The organism is Proteus sp. ZN5 (assembly GCF_011046025.1).
Lineage (GTDB): Bacteria > Pseudomonadota > Gammaproteobacteria > Enterobacterales > Enterobacteriaceae > Proteus.
Window position 1 is genome coordinate 4,085,423 of record NZ_CP047639.1, and the last position, 15,611, is coordinate 4,101,033.

Annotated in this window: 16 protein-coding genes; 14 read left to right on the forward strand and 2 right to left on the reverse strand. The window is 35.7% G+C overall.

Annotated elements, in window-relative coordinates; all coding sequences use genetic code 11:
- Positions 1 to 150: 150 nt before the first annotated feature.
- Complete coding sequence (locus GTK47_RS18735) at positions 151 to 567, reverse strand: DoxX family protein (protein ID WP_165126023.1); 417 nt, start codon at positions 565 to 567, stop codon at positions 151 to 153.
- Between the two features lie 269 nt (positions 568 to 836).
- Here GTK47_RS18735 and GTK47_RS18740 point away from each other — a divergent pair, with 269 nt between their 5' ends.
- Complete coding sequence (locus GTK47_RS18740) at positions 837 to 2,855, forward strand: NADPH-dependent 2,4-dienoyl-CoA reductase (RefSeq protein WP_165126026.1); 2,019 nt, start codon at positions 837 to 839, stop codon at positions 2,853 to 2,855.
- A gap of 114 nt (positions 2,856 to 2,969) precedes the next feature.
- On the opposite strand, the gene sstT is transcribed toward GTK47_RS18740, so the two are convergent.
- Complete coding sequence (sstT, locus tag GTK47_RS18745; RefSeq protein ID WP_165126029.1) at positions 2,970 to 4,223, reverse strand: serine/threonine transporter SstT; 1,254 nt, start codon at positions 4,221 to 4,223, stop codon at positions 2,970 to 2,972.
- A gap of 736 nt (positions 4,224 to 4,959) precedes the next feature.
- Here sstT and GTK47_RS18750 point away from each other — a divergent pair.
- The 13 genes from GTK47_RS18750 to GTK47_RS18810 all read left to right on the forward strand — a co-directional run bounded on the left by GTK47_RS18750 (position 4,960) and on the right by GTK47_RS18810 (position 15,574).
- Entirely contained in the window at positions 4,960 to 5,619 is a 660-nt protein-coding gene (locus GTK47_RS18750) for a DedA family protein (RefSeq protein WP_088493778.1), read from the forward strand.
- Between the two features lie 261 nt (positions 5,620 to 5,880).
- Entirely contained in the window at positions 5,881 to 6,186 is a 306-nt protein-coding gene (locus GTK47_RS18755; RefSeq protein WP_165126032.1) for a YqjD family protein, read from the forward strand.
- Positions 6,187 to 6,192: 6 nt separating this feature from the next.
- Positions 6,193 to 6,603 carry a phage holin family protein gene (locus tag GTK47_RS18760; protein ID WP_088493780.1) on the forward strand — a complete coding sequence of 137 codons (411 nt, stop codon included), beginning with the start codon at positions 6,193 to 6,195 and terminating at the stop codon, positions 6,601 to 6,603.
- Entirely contained in the window at positions 6,584 to 6,889 is a 306-nt protein-coding gene (locus GTK47_RS18765) for a YqjK-like family protein (RefSeq protein WP_241256049.1), read from the forward strand. The genes GTK47_RS18760 and GTK47_RS18765 overlap by 20 nt, the downstream gene beginning before the upstream one ends.
- A 184-nt stretch (positions 6,890 to 7,073) precedes the next feature.
- On the forward strand, positions 7,074 to 7,466 hold the full coding sequence (locus GTK47_RS18770) for a DoxX family protein (protein ID WP_088493781.1): 393 nt from the start codon (positions 7,074 to 7,076) through the stop codon (positions 7,464 to 7,466).
- A gap of 580 nt (positions 7,467 to 8,046) precedes the next feature.
- The gene (locus GTK47_RS18775; RefSeq protein ID WP_036933014.1) at positions 8,047 to 8,565 is read left to right on the forward strand and encodes an Hcp family type VI secretion system effector; all 519 of its coding nucleotides are present in this window, start codon (positions 8,047 to 8,049) and stop codon (positions 8,563 to 8,565) included.
- A 99-nt stretch (positions 8,566 to 8,664) separates the two neighbouring features.
- A complete protein-coding gene (gene tssI, locus GTK47_RS18780) occupies positions 8,665 to 10,860 on the forward strand; it encodes a type VI secretion system tip protein TssI/VgrG (RefSeq protein ID WP_165126035.1) in 2,196 nt (731 codons plus the stop codon).
- A complete protein-coding gene (locus GTK47_RS18785) occupies positions 10,853 to 11,443 on the forward strand; it encodes a DUF4123 domain-containing protein (RefSeq protein ID WP_165126039.1) in 591 nt (196 codons plus the stop codon). Before tssI ends, GTK47_RS18785 begins: the two co-directional genes overlap by 8 nt.
- A 9-nt stretch (positions 11,444 to 11,452) precedes the next feature.
- Positions 11,453 to 12,646, forward strand: coding sequence for a hypothetical protein (locus GTK47_RS18790; protein WP_161751830.1), 1,194 nt, complete (start codon positions 11,453 to 11,455; stop codon positions 12,644 to 12,646).
- A 20-nt stretch (positions 12,647 to 12,666) separates the two neighbouring features.
- Positions 12,667 to 13,596 carry a hypothetical protein gene (locus GTK47_RS20575; protein WP_241256050.1) on the forward strand — a complete coding sequence of 310 codons (930 nt, stop codon included), beginning with the start codon at positions 12,667 to 12,669 and terminating at the stop codon, positions 13,594 to 13,596.
- The gene (locus GTK47_RS18800; protein ID WP_165126042.1) at positions 13,589 to 14,539 is read left to right on the forward strand and encodes a hypothetical protein; all 951 of its coding nucleotides are present in this window, start codon (positions 13,589 to 13,591) and stop codon (positions 14,537 to 14,539) included. The genes GTK47_RS20575 and GTK47_RS18800 overlap by 8 nt, the downstream gene beginning before the upstream one ends.
- Before the next feature lie 96 nt (positions 14,540 to 14,635).
- Entirely contained in the window at positions 14,636 to 15,280 is a 645-nt protein-coding gene (locus GTK47_RS18805; protein WP_165121741.1) for a hypothetical protein, read from the forward strand.
- 24 nt (positions 15,281 to 15,304) lie between these two features.
- Complete coding sequence (locus tag GTK47_RS18810; RefSeq protein ID WP_165126045.1) at positions 15,305 to 15,574, forward strand: PAAR domain-containing protein; 270 nt, start codon at positions 15,305 to 15,307, stop codon at positions 15,572 to 15,574.
- Positions 15,575 to 15,611 lie beyond the last annotated feature (37 nt).

The following is a 15,611-nucleotide window of genomic DNA, read 5'->3' on the forward strand; positions in this document are numbered from 1 at the left end:
CATGACTTAGGTTGAAACCAATAATCTATAAAGTCGCCTAAAATAAAACGCCCAGATCGAGTCTGCATATAGCGTGAGATCTGGGCGTTTATTCATCTATTTTAATCAATTTACAGCAATAACATTCAATTTTATTGATTATTAAATTTGTTAATCTTTTTTCACTGCAAAACGACCACTACCTAAGAACATCACCGCTATTGCAGCAAATAGGTAAAAGCCAGCGCTTTCTGGTGCCCATCCCCCTGTTTTAGGATTTAATGAAAATAAATCACCAGAATGAACCATGAGCACAGCAACAAACATTGTACCCGCTAAAACAAAAGCTGATACTCGTGTAAATAGACCGATAATCAGTAAGATAGGCGCAACAACCTCTCCAACCACCGTGCCGTAGGCAATAAAGGCAGGTAGATTAAAATTAGCTAACATACTCTGAATACCCGCTAATCCACCTGGTTCCATTTTATGAAGTCCATGTAATAACATTAAAACGCCAAGAGAAACACGTAATACAAGTTTACCCAAGTCAGAACAGTCAACAAGTTGATTAAATTTATTAATCATAACGTCTCCAAATTGAAAATAGTGATGTGTATTTTTAATACGTATTAATAGGTACACTACATTATATGATGAAATATTATGAATGAGTGTGATTTTTATTATCACTATTTGTTCTCATTAAGTAATTACTTAGATTATTATTGCTTTATAACGTGCTATTCACCTTTTCCATGATTAAGATCACAACTTATTAACATAATGAACTCTTAATCACTCACTTCTCGTTATGCTATAGATATCTCATCTGACCAGTCTAAAAAGGGTATCTGATGGCACATTATTCTCATCTATTTTCGCCGCTTGATTTAGGGTTTACTGTACTTAAAAACCGTATTCTTATGGGCTCTATGCATACTGGACTCGAAGAAAATCCAAATGATGCCCCAAAACTTGCACAGTTTTATGCCCAACGTGCGGCAGCAGGTGTTGCATTAATAGTAACTGGAGGGATCTCTCCTAATAAACAAGGTGTGTTATTGCCTCATGCTGCAACATTGAATTCTGAAAGCCAACTCACAACTCATCAACTTGTTACGAATGCTGTTCATCAACAAGGAGGTAAAATTGCTTTACAGATCTTGCATACAGGTCGTTATAGTTACCAACCTAACTTAGTTGCGCCTTCTGCTATTCAATCTCCAATAACCCCTTTTATGCCAACAGAAATGAGTCATGAACAAATTGAACAAACTATCGATGACTACATTCACTGCGCTCGATTAGCCCAAAAGGCGGGCTATGATGGCGTTGAGATAATGGGATCTGAAGGCTATTTAATTAATCAGTTTTTAGTCAGCCACACTAATCAGCGAAACGACCAATGGGGTGGGAATATTGAAAATCGTTGTCGTTTCGCTTTACGTATTCTTCAAGGCATAAAAAAGGCGGTCGGTGAGCAGTTTATTATTATTTACCGCCTTTCTATGTTGGATTTAATTAAAGATGGTTCGAATGCCTCTGAGGTGCTTTATCTTGCCAAAGCCGTAGAGAAAGCGGGTGCGACAATGATCAACACAGGGATCGGTTGGCACGAAGCGCGAATTCCAACCATTGCCACTATGGTGCCAAGAGGACAATTTGCTAATGTAACTCGCGAATTAATGGGGAAAGTGAATATCCCCCTTATTACATCAAACCGTATTAATACACCACAAACCGCAGAAGCTATTTTAGCGGAAGGCTGTACTGATATGGTTTCAATGGCTCGCCCTTTTCTTGCTGATCCTGAGTTCGTACTTAAAGCACAACAAGGACGTGAAGATGAAATCAATACTTGCATTGCTTGTAATCAGGCGTGTCTTGATGAAATATTTTCAGGTCAAACAGCATCTTGCTTGGTTAATCCTTTTGCTTGCCGAGAAACCGAACTTCTGGTTATTCCAACCCAACAACCTAAAAAGTTAGCGGTTGTTGGTGCCGGTCCTGCGGGATTATCTTTTGCGGTAACCGCCGCAAAACGTGGTCATCATGTCACACTGTTTGAAAAAGAAGATATTATTGGTGGGCAGCTGAACATTGCTAGCCAAATTCCCGGAAAAGAAGAGTTTCAAGAAACCCTACGTTATTTTAAACGGCAACTACAACTTACGGGTGTCATTGTTAAAAATAATACCGAAGCCACCCCTCATCACCTTAAAAACTTTGATGAGGTTATTTTAGCCAGCGGTGTTACTCCTCACAGCCCTGACATTGAAGGGCAAGATAATGAAATAGTTAAAACTTACCTTGATGTTTTAAAACGCCATCAACCTGTGGGTAAAAATGTGGTGATCGTTGGTAGCGGAGGTATTGGTTTTGATACTGGTCTTTATCTTACGCAAAAAGGGCAATGCAGTAGCTTAAGTCCTTGTGCTTTTAACAAAGAATGGGGCATTGATCCGACTCTTTCATCTCGTGGTGGCATTAAGTCCGCGGATCACCTTAAAGACAATACCAAACACATTGTGATGACACAGCGTAAAGCCGGAAAGATAGGTTTAAGTTTGGGCAAAACAACAGGTTGGATACACAGACTGACATTAGAGAAAAAAGGCGTTAAATTCTTAACACATTGTCATTATCAAAAAATTACGCCGGAAGGTCTTGTGATTGAACAAGATGGAAAACAACAGCTTCTTATGGCTGATAATATTATATTGTGTACAGGACAACGTGCTTATCACCCTTTATTTGCACCTTTAGAAAAAGAAAACAAAACAGTTCATCTTATTGGTGGAGCAAAAGATGCCAGTGCATTAGATGCAAAACGCGCTATTAGACAAGGAACTGAGCTAGCGCTTGCCATTTAAACCATTAACATAATGATAAAATGACAAAAAGAAACCCCACATAAATGTGGGGTTCTATTTTTTATTATTGATTATTATTTTTACAGCATCTTCCTGTCTTACTACCTACCCTTTTTACCCATTATTTTTTTCAGTTAATGGATTATCTGAAATACGATTATCTTCAGCAATACAGACTGTTGCAGTAAAGAGAACGTCTGTTGATGAGTTAAGTGCCGTTTCTGCTGAATCTTGTAACACACCAATCATCACACCTACTGCAACTACTTGCATAGCGATATCATTGCTAATACCAAACATACTACAAGCCAGTGGAATTAACAGTAAAGAACCCCCAGCAACACCCGATGCACCACAAGCACAAATTGCAGCAACAAGGCTTAATAACAATGCAGTTGGCACATCAACAGCCATACCCAGTGTATTTACTGCGGCTAATGTCAAAATAGTGATAGTAATTGCCGCACCACCCATATTGATGGTTGCACCTAATGGAATTGAAACAGAATAAGTATCTTCGTTTAAATTCATACGACGACACATTGCCATATTCACAGGGATGTTTGCTGCTGAGCTACGTGTGAAGAAGGCTGTTACACCACTTTCACGCAGACATGCCCATACTAATGGATATGGATTACTGCGAATTTTCCAAAATACAATCAGTGGGTTCACGACTAAAGCAACAAACAACATACAGCCAATTAGTACCACAAGAACTTGTAAGTAGCCTGCAAGAACTTCAAAGCCTGTTGTTGCGATAGTTGATGACACTAAACCAAAAATACCGATAGGCGCTAAGCGAATAACAACACGTACTAGGTTTGTTACTGCATCAGCTAAATCTTGTGTTAAAGCTTTAGTGGTATCACTTGCATGGCGTAATGCTAAGCCTAGTCCGATAGACCACGCTAGAATCCCCATATAGTTACCATTGATAAGCGCATCAACAGGGTTTGCGACCACATTAATCAATACACCTTTAAGTACTTCTGCAATATTTTCAGGTGGTGACAGTTGTGATTCATTAACAACCAGCGTTAAAACGGATGGGAACATAAAGCTCGCAACAACTGCAGTTAACGCAGCAAAGAACGTTGCTAACAGATATAAAATTAATACCGGGCGAATATTCGATTTTTGCCCTTGACGGTGATTAGCAATCGAAGCCATAACCAGTACCCATACTAAGATAGGCGCTACAGCTTTCAGTGCACTAATAAACAGGGTACCTAGTAAACTCATCATCTTGGCAGCTTCTGGCGCTAACCAAGCAAGTAAGATCCCTGCGACTAAACCAACGAGTATTTGTTTGACGAGGCTTCCCTTAAAAAACAGGCTGAAGACCCTGGATTGTTGTTTATCCATAGCTATTCCATTACTTAAAATAATATTTAAAAAAGGCATTATTGAGTGTTTGCAATGCCAGTATAAGGAATTGAATCGCGCTGAAAAGCTGATTATGCAAAATATACAGCATTAACCGTATTTGTTAACAATAAAATAACATAACTGTGATCATAATAGGGTTTTGTTCTTTTTAGTATACCAATATGAAATGAAAGAAATTATTATTATCAGTAAGTTATACTTAGTCATCTTACTTACTTTTTATTTTATTTCTCTTCTTTATGGTTTTTTTAATCAACTGATAGTCTTTTTTATTAACATTATCACTAACAATTGTCCGCTCTGATCATCCTTGTTTTGAATAAATAACAAACAAAAAAAGACGAACAATATAAACAAGATAATGTTTTATTTTCTCTCAATTAATATTAAAAATTTATCTTTTATGATCTAAATAAAATACGAAACACCGCTTTTTATTATCCATTGTCTTAAGGTTTTCTTTTAAAAAATCTCCTACTCTGAACTCAAAAAGAGATTAGATGTCTATTTTTGAAGACTCAATACCTATGTGTAACTCGTGTAGTCATCGAGTTGAAAAATTTTCTGTCTAGTTTTTCCTGATTTTGTTAGAGTGTTGCTGTTTTAAACAATGAAAAATAGACCCTATGAAGTAGAAAATGGGTAAATAGATTACAACACCTATTGATTTTATATTTACCCCCAAATGACTCAGTTTTAGGAAGCCTTTTATATGGAAATCGTAAGAGAGCTATTCTTGGCGCTATGGCATCAAGATTACGAAACCTTAGCTAATCCTTCATTAATATGGATTATCTACATTTTATTATTCACCATACTATTCCTAGAAAACGGAGTATTGCCCGCAGCTTTCTTACCAGGAGATAGCTTATTAATTTTAGTGGGCGTGTTAATTGCTAAAGATACAATGGATTTTCCATTGACCTTACTTATTTTGACCGCAGGAGCAAGCCTAGGTTGTTGGTTGGGCTATCTTCAAGGGCGATGGCTTGGAAATACGAAATTAGTACGCAGTTGGTTATCGCATCTACCAGAACATTACCACCAGCGCGCACATGGACTTTTTCATCGTCATGGCTTAGCTGCATTACTTATTGGTCGCTTTTTAGCGTTCGTTAGAACATTGTTGCCAACAATTGCCGGCCTTGCTGGATTGAATAATACTCGCTTTCAGATTTTCAATTGGTTAAGTGGACTTTTATGGGTCGGTATACTGACCACATTGGGTTATATATTAGGTAACAGCCCACTATTTCGTCAGTACGAACACCATTTAATGAATATCCTTATGCTATTACCTGTTTGCCTATTAGTGATGGGATTAATTGGTAGCATCTGGGTTGTTATTAAAAAGAAAAAAGCGAAAGTGTAAGATCTTCAAATAATATAAAGATATTCCGACTGCCATAAAAAACAGTAAGAAAAATGACAAAGGCCTGTTTCATTTAATTGAACAGGCCTTTATTTTATTTAGCTACACACTTGCCTTAACACCCTCTCACTCTTTTAACTCTGGATATCTATTAAGATTTATCTCTTTTTTTTACCAATAAGTCGTTATTTAATTTCATTAAGCGGTAAAATTAGTCTATTGTTATAAGTATCACATCTATCTCTATTAAAGGAGTTAATTATGTCTCATCAACGTTCAAATGAAGATCTGCGCGGTGAATTAAAATCTCTTGCTGATACTCTAGAAGAAGTGCTAAACTCCTCTGCAGATAAATCCAAAGAAGAAATCCAAAGCCTGCGTGAAAAAGCAGAATCGGCAATCAAAGGCTCTCGTGCAAAACTGAGCGATGCAGGTCGAGAAATTGTCGATAACACCAAAGAAATCGCCGGAAAAGCAGATAACTATGTTCGTGAAAACCCATGGACAGGTGTCGGTATTGGTGCGGCTGTTGGTGTTGTTCTTGGTGTTCTACTAGCAAAACGCTAATTTATAATGAGTGATACTCAAAGACCACAGGGCCCCGCATCCGGGGTTCTGAATTCTCTCAGTAAAATTGGCGCTATTATGATAGGCATGGTTGAAACTCGCCTACGGCTAATCGCCATTGAACTGGAAGAAGAAAAAACGACACTGATCCAGCTTATTTTAATGGCTGGTGTCACACTGTTACTCACTGCCTTTGGCCTAATGAGCCTGCTTATACTGATTTTTTGGGTTATTCCACCTGAATATCGAGTCTATGCTTTAGCCATCACAACCGCTACTTTACTTTTCTGTGCACTGATTGGTGCCATCATGACATTAAGAAAAGCACGAAATTCCACCTTGTTGGGCGACACTCGCCAGCAATTGGAATTAGATAAACGTCTTTTGGAGCAATATCATGATGAACAGACAAAATAAGCAGGCAATCCTCGCAAGACGTAAAAAGCTGTTGTTGAATAAAATTCAGCAACAGCGCTCTGATTTAGGGCAAAGCGCGCAAACTTGGCTTGATGTGACGGAGCCTTATGATAAAGCGTGGCGAATTTTAGTCTCTTTAAAACCTGCATTTTTAGTGGGTGCGAGTTTTATTTCTCTTTACAGCATTAAACATCCTAAAAAAATCATACGATTAGGGCAACGCGCTATTGGTGCAATTGGCCTCATTCGAGCAATACAGAAGTCCTTCAAAAAAACCTCAGATTAAACATCAATTTTTTTGTCTAAGAATGTTAATTCTTCTTAATATCCTCTTTTTCAATTTCCCATTATTGTATATCTCACATCGTAGTTGTGGTTATTAATTCTAAAAATAGAAAATTAACCAACGAAAATACAAATATAAACAGATATACATTGCAGATAATAGAGTTTGATTAGGAATAAACATTATGAAAAAATTTGAAGACATTGCGTTATTAGTTGCCCGTATTTTAATGCCGATTTTATTTATCAGCGCAGGCTACGGAAAAATTGGTGGTTACGAAGGTACACAGCAATATATGCAAGCAATGGGCGTTCCCGGTTTCTTATTACCACTGACCATTTTATTAGAATTAGGTGGTGGATTAGCCATCTTATTTGGTTTCTTAACTCGCACCACAGCAATTTTTACCGCGGTCTTTACTCTCTTAACCGCATTACTGTTCCACAGTAATTTTGCTGAAGGTATGAACCAATTAATGTTTATGAAAAACATGACAATTGCAGGCGGATATTTATTACTGGTTGTGACAGGCCCGGGTAAATGGAGCTTAGATCGTATTTTCAATAAAAACTGGTAATAACGAGTTTAGAAACAAAAAAGATCCTCTAGGGGATCTTTTTTTGTTGATAAAGATTTTTTAATTATCTAACAATCACTCTGTGGGTGATATTTCTGTCTCTATTTAAATAGATCTTCTGCGATACACTAAATTTTAGGTGCGCATTTTTTGTCCTTTGAGAATAAAAATCGTAGTTTGCGTATTATTTTGAAAATAGGGCTATTTTTTCCTTATAAATCAACGTTATTACAATTTGAAACAAAATACACACTTTGTTACATATTAAAAATCCATGCACATTAGAACTGACTGGCTTTAGCGAGATTTCGGATATTTACGAAAGTGAATCATATAAGTAAATACACTTATTTTAAGAAACGAAAGCAGTAAATAACGTCTGAACAATTATTTTACGCTAAGTCACTTATCCTACGAGGATACAACGTCCTTCTTTTCCGTCACTCCCTTTACTTCCCCTTGAAATTACTTAAGCTACTCTAATCAAATCGCGGTGCGTACTGGCTGATTTTTTGAAAAGGATATCAACAATAATAGTTTTGTTGAGAAACAATAACTGATAGTTAATTAAGGACTTGCCATGCCAACTCCATGCTATATCTCCATTGAAGGAAAAACCCAAGGTAATATTACTGCGGGCGCATTTACGGCTGAATCAGTAGGAAATATTTATGTTCAAGGCCACGAAGATGAAATGCTGGTGCAAGCATTCTCTCATGTAGTGACTGTGCCCACTGATCCACAATCCGGTCAGCCTTCAGGTCAACGTGCGCATAAACCTTTCCGTTTTACGGTGGCGTTAAACAAAGCGGTTCCTCTGCTGTATAACGCCTTAGCCTCGGGCGAAATGTTGCCAAAAATCACATTAAAATGGTATCGCACCTCGGTTGAAGGGAAGCAAGAGCATTTCTTCACCACCACATTAACTGATGCCACCATCGTCAATATCGATTGCCAAATGCCACACTGCCAAGATCCGACTAAGTCTGACTTCACTCAACTGATAGAAGTGTCTCTTTCTTATCGTAAAATTGATTGGGAACACACCGTTGCAGGGACATCAGGCTCTGACGACTGGCGTGCGCCACTCGAAGGTTAATTCTTCACACTTTATTTATGGGCTCTGTCATGGGCCCATTGTTCTCTGCATTTTTTGTCTTTTTTATTGCGTGTTTGTCACAGTTAAATGGGAGCTTTTATGTCAACGAATGACGCTAACAATACCCCTAAACCCCGTTTGGTATTAGATGATCCGACATCATCACCCTCTTTCAAAATAGGGATGACATTCTCTGAACAACAAGCCCGCATTAAAAAATACAGCGAATTACTTGAAACCCTAGGAAAGGGGTTACTTCATACGGGATTAGTGTTTACTTGCCAAATTGGCGATTTACCTAAAAGCACTTTTCAAGTCACTCAGTTTGATTTAAACGAAGAGTTATCAGCGCTTTTCACGCTTTCAATACACGCGGTGAGTGAGCAACGTGATATTGATTTCGCCAATCAATTAGGCGTGGCTTCATCATTAACCGTCAGTCGTGATGGTAAAACAATCCGTACTGTTCAAGGTTTGCTGGCGAGTGCCGAACAAGGCAACACCGACGGCGTTAAAACGTGGTATCAATTTGTTATTCGCCCGGAAATGTGGGTAATGACGCTTAATCAAGACAGCCGTATTTTCCAACATAAAACGGTACCTCAAATTCTTCAGCAATTGCTAGATGAAGCCCATATCAAATATGACAACCAGTTCTATCAACCCGAACTGCATCAAACTCGTCGCTATATCACGCAAAAGCGTGAATCGGCTTATGCCTTCTGGTGTCGTTTAGCGTTTGAAGAAGGGATCAATTTTTGGTTTGAAGAAGGGCCAAAACTGTTTTATAGCGACAATCATTTAGGTATGACCGCGGGGATCACGCTAACCTATAACCCACAAGCAGAAACCGATATTACGGATACCACTGCCACCACATGGCGCTATACCGAACGTTTATGCAGTGATGTGCGTATTGACAAAGATTATAACCCAATACGTCCTTCTTACCCGTTATCACAAAACACAACGGGTGACGTCCATCAACAACACCCTGTTTTTGAAAGCTATGGCCGTTTTCAAGAAGATGCCCATGCTCAGCCGCTAAATCAATTGCGTTATGAGCAATCTCAAAATTATCGTCAAACAGGCTCGGCAAGTACCAACTGTTTTGCGTTAATGCCGGGCAAAGTGTTTACCTTAACCCATCACCCAAGTGCGCGTATGAATTCGCGTTGGCAGGTGATCAGCGTTTCGCATCATGGTGTACAACCCTCTGCGGATAACGGTGGCGGTGAGGGAACTCAACTGTCAAATAATGCCACTTTTATTCCCGGTATTCAGGAATGGCGACCACCTTTTCATTATAAACCGCTGGCGGATGGTGATGAATTGGCGACAGTCGTTGGTCCTGATAGTGAGGAGATTTACACCAATGAACAAGGCGCGGTAAAAGTCTACTTTCATTGGGATAGACGCGGAAAGCCTGATCATAGTGGTTCGTGTTGGTTGCGAGTGGCACAGGGTTGGAATGGTGATGGCTTCGGATTTATGGCGATCCCTCGCATTGGGCAAGAGGTGATTGTGTCTTATTTAAATGGCGATATTGATAGACCAATTATCACCGGTTGCACCTATAACGGTCGTAATGCTCCCCCGCTTGATTTACCCAAAGAAAAAACCCGAACCACCTTTCGTACCAAGACACATAAAGGCACAGGGTTTAATGAACTGCGATTTGAGGATGCTGGCGGACGCGAAGAAGTGTATTTGCATGCGCAGAGGGATCACCGCACTCATGTATTAAATGATGAATTTCATACCATTAATCATAGTCGTGAGAAAAAGGTGGGTGTCGATCAACAAGAAAAGATTGGTAATGATAAAAGAACAGAAGTAGGTAGAGATCATTACGAAAAAATAGGGCGTAATTCTGTTATTCATATTTCTCAAGATCAAGAAATTCAAATCGATCGAAATAAAACAGAAGTTATTAATAGTAGTAAGAAATCAATTATTTTTGCTGATCAACTTATTCAAATTGGTGGTCAGAAAAAAATAATAGTTGAAGGTAATATGCATGAGGAAATTAAAACTAAATTATTATCACAATCACCACTTTATATTATTCATGCTGAGAAAAAACTGACATTAGCGGGTTCAGGTGGAAGTATTATTATTGACGAGATGGGTATCACGATAAAGGCCAAACAATTAAAAATTAATGCTTCATCGGTCAATATTGATGGTGGAGGTGTTGATCAAATAAATGCACTAACAGCAGCAACAGAAGAAGGTGTTCCTTTTTGTGAGGTTTGTGCAAAAATAAAAAAGGAAGCGAAAGATAATGAATAAAATATCTCGTTTAGCTTCTATTCCTTATGAATTAGATCTGGATAAAGAAAGTAAATTAAAAAAAATAACATCGTATTTATTTAATGGCATTCCTTTTTCTCGTTATGGCGATAAACATATTATAAAAGGAAATGAAGTTATTGATAGCCATGTTTGGACTATTATTGATGCAATAAAACGGCCAGATATTGCTATTTTACTTGATATATTTGAAACAGAATACTGTTGCCTTTGGAAAGGAAAGAGTGCTGAAAATTATTCTTACTATGCTCCCTATTTAGTTAAATTAAAATTAGAGCATCCTTTCACCAATTGGCTATTTGATAATAGTGTTGAAAATCCCATCGGGATCTATTTACGCTCACGATTATCTTTAAACGAATTATCATACCAATTACGTAAATTTAATCAGGTTTTTGATGAGGAAACAAATAGCTGGTTAATGTTTAGATATTATGATCCCTTAACAGTAAAAAAATTATTACCTTACCTACCGGTTAAGGACTATATCCAATTTATGGATAATATCCTATTTATTTTAGCGGATGATATCAAATCTAACCAAATTTTAATATTACAATAAGGATATGTAATGGCATTAGATGATAAATTTAAAGATGAAGCTGTGAATAATAATATAGAAACACAGCCATGCGAAAATAACATTAAAGAAGGTGTTTTTTTATCTGACGATAAAAACATTATTGACGCATTAGATAAGTTTTCTCGTAGCCCTTTTGATGAAGATTGGGAAGAAGTAGAAAGTGAACAATTTCCAGGAGAATTAGCGCATGAAACTATGCCGACAGGTATCCCACTTGATGCTTTAATGGCCTATGTTGACCAAGTTAGCCAAGATGATTCCTTCGATCCTAAAATACGGTTAATAGCAGAAGAAATTAAAGGTCACGATAAATTACAAGAAGCTATTCGTAATCATTTTGATCCTGATGGTGGCGAAAATACTGAAGATTTTCTTAATTTCATGCTTGCATTTATACCTGCAAATGAAAGGCCAGAAGATGCCGGATTAACCTATAAAGGAATGAAATCAAAATATAATAAATATCATTATAAAATTGATTTTCAATTAACAAGAACTCAAGTTCATGGAATACAAGACTTCGACAGTATTGATGGTGCAATAGATCAACAAGATGAAATCAAAATGTTGCTTGGCTATAAAAATGTTATGTTATCTCATGTTGATTATAAAAGTAAAAAACGAACGATTACAATTACCCCTAAATTAATAATACAAGGGTTAGAGTTAGGAAAAGGAAAAAAAGATAAGGTAACTGAAAAGGATTACGATGAATTAGCCAGTGATTTAGTCTCTTTTATTATTTCTGAAATTAAAGAACAAGAAGTTAAAGAAAAAATAGAATTAGGAAAGTCAATTGTTGTTGATATAGCCTTTTTATTAACAGGTATTGGTGGTGTATTAACGCTAGCTAAAAATGGTGCTAGAGCTTTACCATTAATTGCGGAAGGATTTAATATAATCTATACAACAAATGAGTTAATAGAAGATACCTCTGCCTTATGGGGGTATAACAATGATAAAGGATATAATGTTTTATTAAACTCAATGAAATATCTTGATTCGAAAACAGGTGAGACTAAAGGTTTTGTCACAACCTATCATGCCATGAATATGTTTATGTGTTTTGGTAAGAAAGTTAAAACCCAAGTAATAACAAGTGGAATAAGCACGAGTTTAGGAACTGCGATTTCTGTAAGTTCAATTACGGGGGAACCTCAAATTATGGATATTAATAAATAAAAATATAAAGGATTATATTTATGGCTAATAAGCCAAGACCTATCAAATATGATGAGACTCACTCTATTAATGTCAGCGTCACAAATAAAGATGAAATAAAAAAATTAGGTGATGTTAATATTACTCAATTTAAAATGGTAGGAAAAACATTTCAAACACATTTTGATGATACAATTGTCACTTGTTTTGGTCCCAAAGCGGATGGCTCATGTATTTTGCGTATCCAAGGTAAACCCAAGGGAAGTACGCATCGAGTGACTGGACACGTAGAGATTAATTTAAAATCACATCATGATCTTAATAAGATATTACAGTCCAATCTTTTTTATGATGGCGTCGCATCATTAAAGTTGGCTCACTTTGTTGGATATGTGGGTGAAAGCCACGTTATTAATGAAATTAAAAAGGGAACCTTATTTGATAAATTATTTTTAAAAACAAGAAGTGGAAAGGCACCACTTGCTAACAAAGAATCTAGGATTAAAAATGGCGATAAAGATATATCAAACCCTTTATATGGTAAAAGCTTTGATCCTGAAAAAATGATAGCATTACAAAATAAAAAGGGGCAAGGAATAGATTTGATTTGTAAGATAGAACCGACTCCACCTCCGCCAGATTGGGTGACTTTTGAAATAAAAACAGTGATGAAAGATAAATTTGGTGCTAACACAACGCCCACAGGAGGAAAAGCTAGTGAAATACAAAAAAGTTATTTTGAAAATATAAATAAACATTCATTATTAGCTAAGGAATCTTTTTATCAAGGAAGTAATGAATATAGTTTAGGAAAAAAAGAAAGGAAAATTTTATTAAATATACTTGAATCCTGCGAAGAGAAAAATTTGGTTGGGTTTAAATTAACAGTAGGTATAGATAATAAATTTAATGTTTCTAATAACAATAAATATAATCAATTTTATATAATAGAGAATCTTAAAAATGACTAGACTCAATAAAGTTTTAAAATACATTGAAAAAGAAGTAGTTAATAAAACAATTAGAGATGTCTCTGATATTGAAAAGTTAATTAATGAAGATATTATTGAGAATGTTTTGGAAATTCAAAATGATAATAATTCTCGCAAGGATAAATATATAAGATATATGTCAATTTTAAAAATTGAGTCCGGTGCTATTTCTATTATATATATATATCAAATATATAAAAATACAAATAAAGTACTATGTTCTTTTGAGCGATTTTTTTATCATAAAAATATATATTTTATTTTGGATTATTTTAATTGTTTTAATAAAAAAAGAAATTTTTTAAATCTTGCAGAACAAGGTGAAATCTTATTAATGAATTTTGCTTGTAATTATTTTAAGTCTAGCCAACTTTGTTACGATAAAATAATAGAAAATATTCAATCAGGTAAAATGGCAAACTCGCTCCCCATGTATACACGCCCTCAAAAATTAGGCGTACTAGCGATTGAAATGTTAGCCAGTGAAAAGAAAGAAACTATTGATTGGGAAAGTGCAGGTATTCCTATTGATCCTTTCTATCAACGCTTTTGCCAAGAAGCGCTCTATTGTGAAAATGATGAAATTCTAATCCCATGGTTAATGGAATTATGCGACAAGCATATTCAGTGGTCAGCATTATTTCGAAATAATGAAAATGAGCAAAGTGCAACAGGTTATGAAGTTGATATGGAAATACTCATTGCTTGGCCTTTTGAATATCAAGCCGTGAAAAATTTTCGTGCTCGTCATGGCTTAAGTACCCCCATAATCGATCATCCATTATTAAAAACACCGATGGCTATCGATCATCGTCCTGATATGGTGGGTTGGTTAGAGACTATGCCTGAAATTTATCATCAAATTATAGATGATTTAATTAAAATAAACCCAGAGCTAAAAGTCATTCATACATTATTTTAGTCTTGATTAAAATTAAACTAAGGCTTTTGTTATAAAATGATATTGACAGCAAAAAGCAAAAAGATAATTAAGGACAATATTCTTCAGGAATTCTATATGGAAGCAATAGAATTCCTTGAAGATGAGCATAAATTAGTGTTGGATTATTATAATATTAAACAAAAAACACTATTGGAAATTTTGAAAAATAATTATCACTATTTTGATAAACAACATCATACAAGCCAATATTTATGCGTTTTTCAAACTATATTAATGATTTATTTTGGTCAGTTTTATAAAAAATCTTTTTTTCATAAAGAATTAGAAATAAACATGAACAATGTTATCACTTATAGAAATAAAGAAAGTCAATCTTGGTTACAAGAAAAAATCAAACTTAAAAAAGATTTCATAGCAAAAGAAAATACTGATTATTTTATTGAAGATGTTAAAAACAGTTACTTTTATATCAGTACTGGACAATCAACATTAGAAAAAGAGATTGATAAGTTTGTTTTTAAAGATCCTCTTTGTCGATTTAAAGAATCGCAAAAGGAAAAAAAACTATTTATTAATAATGCTATTAAAAATATTCAACCTTTGTCTATAAATAAAAGTGCTATTACTTATCTCTGTATAATAGCTCAATATATTGATGAGTTAGGTTGTTTTCAAGATATATTACGGCCAAAGTGGTATGGGAAATTAGATTTTCCAGAACTTATTCCTTGGCAGTTTGGAATAATCTCAGGGAATTAATTAATAATAAAGAGAGCGTTAAACATGCGTAGCAAAATCCAAGGACGAAAAATCATTTTAAAAAATGATACCACCAATACTAAAGGAACCGTATTAAGCGGTTCTTTATTAGCAAAACAAACACATGAAATTGCCTGTTTAGGCGATGAAGTTTATTGCCCTGCTTGTCAGCAAAAAGGCAAAATAATAGAAGGGGATACTATGATGAAAATAAACACTATTCCTGTCGCGTTAGAAGGGCATAAAGTGCAATGTGGTTGTTTAAAGGGTTGTGTATTAGTGGCAGTGGAGTGATCCATTTTTAATTAGGCGGAAGCTTCCGCCTAATATT

What these genes read in the sequence shown, in the direction of transcription:
- sstT (WP_165126029.1), bottom strand. Translation starts at nt 4,223, where the DNA reads ATGGATAAACAACAATCCAGGGTCTTCAGCCTGTTTTTTAAGGGAAGC.
- GTK47_RS18770 (WP_088493781.1), top strand. Translation starts at nt 7,074, where the DNA reads ATGAAAAAATTTGAAGACATTGCGTTATTAGTTGCCCGTATTTTAATG.
- GTK47_RS18750 (WP_088493778.1), top strand. Translation starts at nt 4,960, where the DNA reads ATGGAAATCGTAAGAGAGCTATTCTTGGCGCTATGGCATCAAGATTAC.
- GTK47_RS18810 (WP_165126045.1), top strand. Translation starts at nt 15,305, where the DNA reads ATGCGTAGCAAAATCCAAGGACGAAAAATCATTTTAAAAAATGATACC.
- GTK47_RS18800 (WP_165126042.1), top strand. Translation starts at nt 13,589, where the DNA reads ATGACTAGACTCAATAAAGTTTTAAAATACATTGAAAAAGAAGTAGTT.
- GTK47_RS18785 (WP_165126039.1), top strand. Translation starts at nt 10,853, where the DNA reads ATGAATAAAATATCTCGTTTAGCTTCTATTCCTTATGAATTAGATCTG.
- GTK47_RS18805 (WP_165121741.1), top strand. Translation starts at nt 14,636, where the DNA reads ATGGAAGCAATAGAATTCCTTGAAGATGAGCATAAATTAGTGTTGGAT.
- tssI (WP_165126035.1), top strand. Translation starts at nt 8,665, where the DNA reads ATGTCAACGAATGACGCTAACAATACCCCTAAACCCCGTTTGGTATTA.
- GTK47_RS18790 (WP_161751830.1), top strand. Translation starts at nt 11,453, where the DNA reads ATGGCATTAGATGATAAATTTAAAGATGAAGCTGTGAATAATAATATA.
- GTK47_RS20575 (WP_241256050.1), top strand. Translation starts at nt 12,667, where the DNA reads ATGGCTAATAAGCCAAGACCTATCAAATATGATGAGACTCACTCTATT.
- GTK47_RS18755 (WP_165126032.1), top strand. Translation starts at nt 5,881, where the DNA reads ATGTCTCATCAACGTTCAAATGAAGATCTGCGCGGTGAATTAAAATCT.
- GTK47_RS18765 (WP_241256049.1), top strand. Translation starts at nt 6,584, where the DNA reads ATGATGAACAGACAAAATAAGCAGGCAATCCTCGCAAGACGTAAAAAG.
- GTK47_RS18735 (WP_165126023.1), bottom strand. Translation starts at nt 567, where the DNA reads ATGATTAATAAATTTAATCAACTTGTTGACTGTTCTGACTTGGGTAAA.
- GTK47_RS18775 (WP_036933014.1), top strand. Translation starts at nt 8,047, where the DNA reads ATGCCAACTCCATGCTATATCTCCATTGAAGGAAAAACCCAAGGTAAT.
- GTK47_RS18740 (WP_165126026.1), top strand. Translation starts at nt 837, where the DNA reads ATGGCACATTATTCTCATCTATTTTCGCCGCTTGATTTAGGGTTTACT.
- GTK47_RS18760 (WP_088493780.1), top strand. Translation starts at nt 6,193, where the DNA reads ATGAGTGATACTCAAAGACCACAGGGCCCCGCATCCGGGGTTCTGAAT.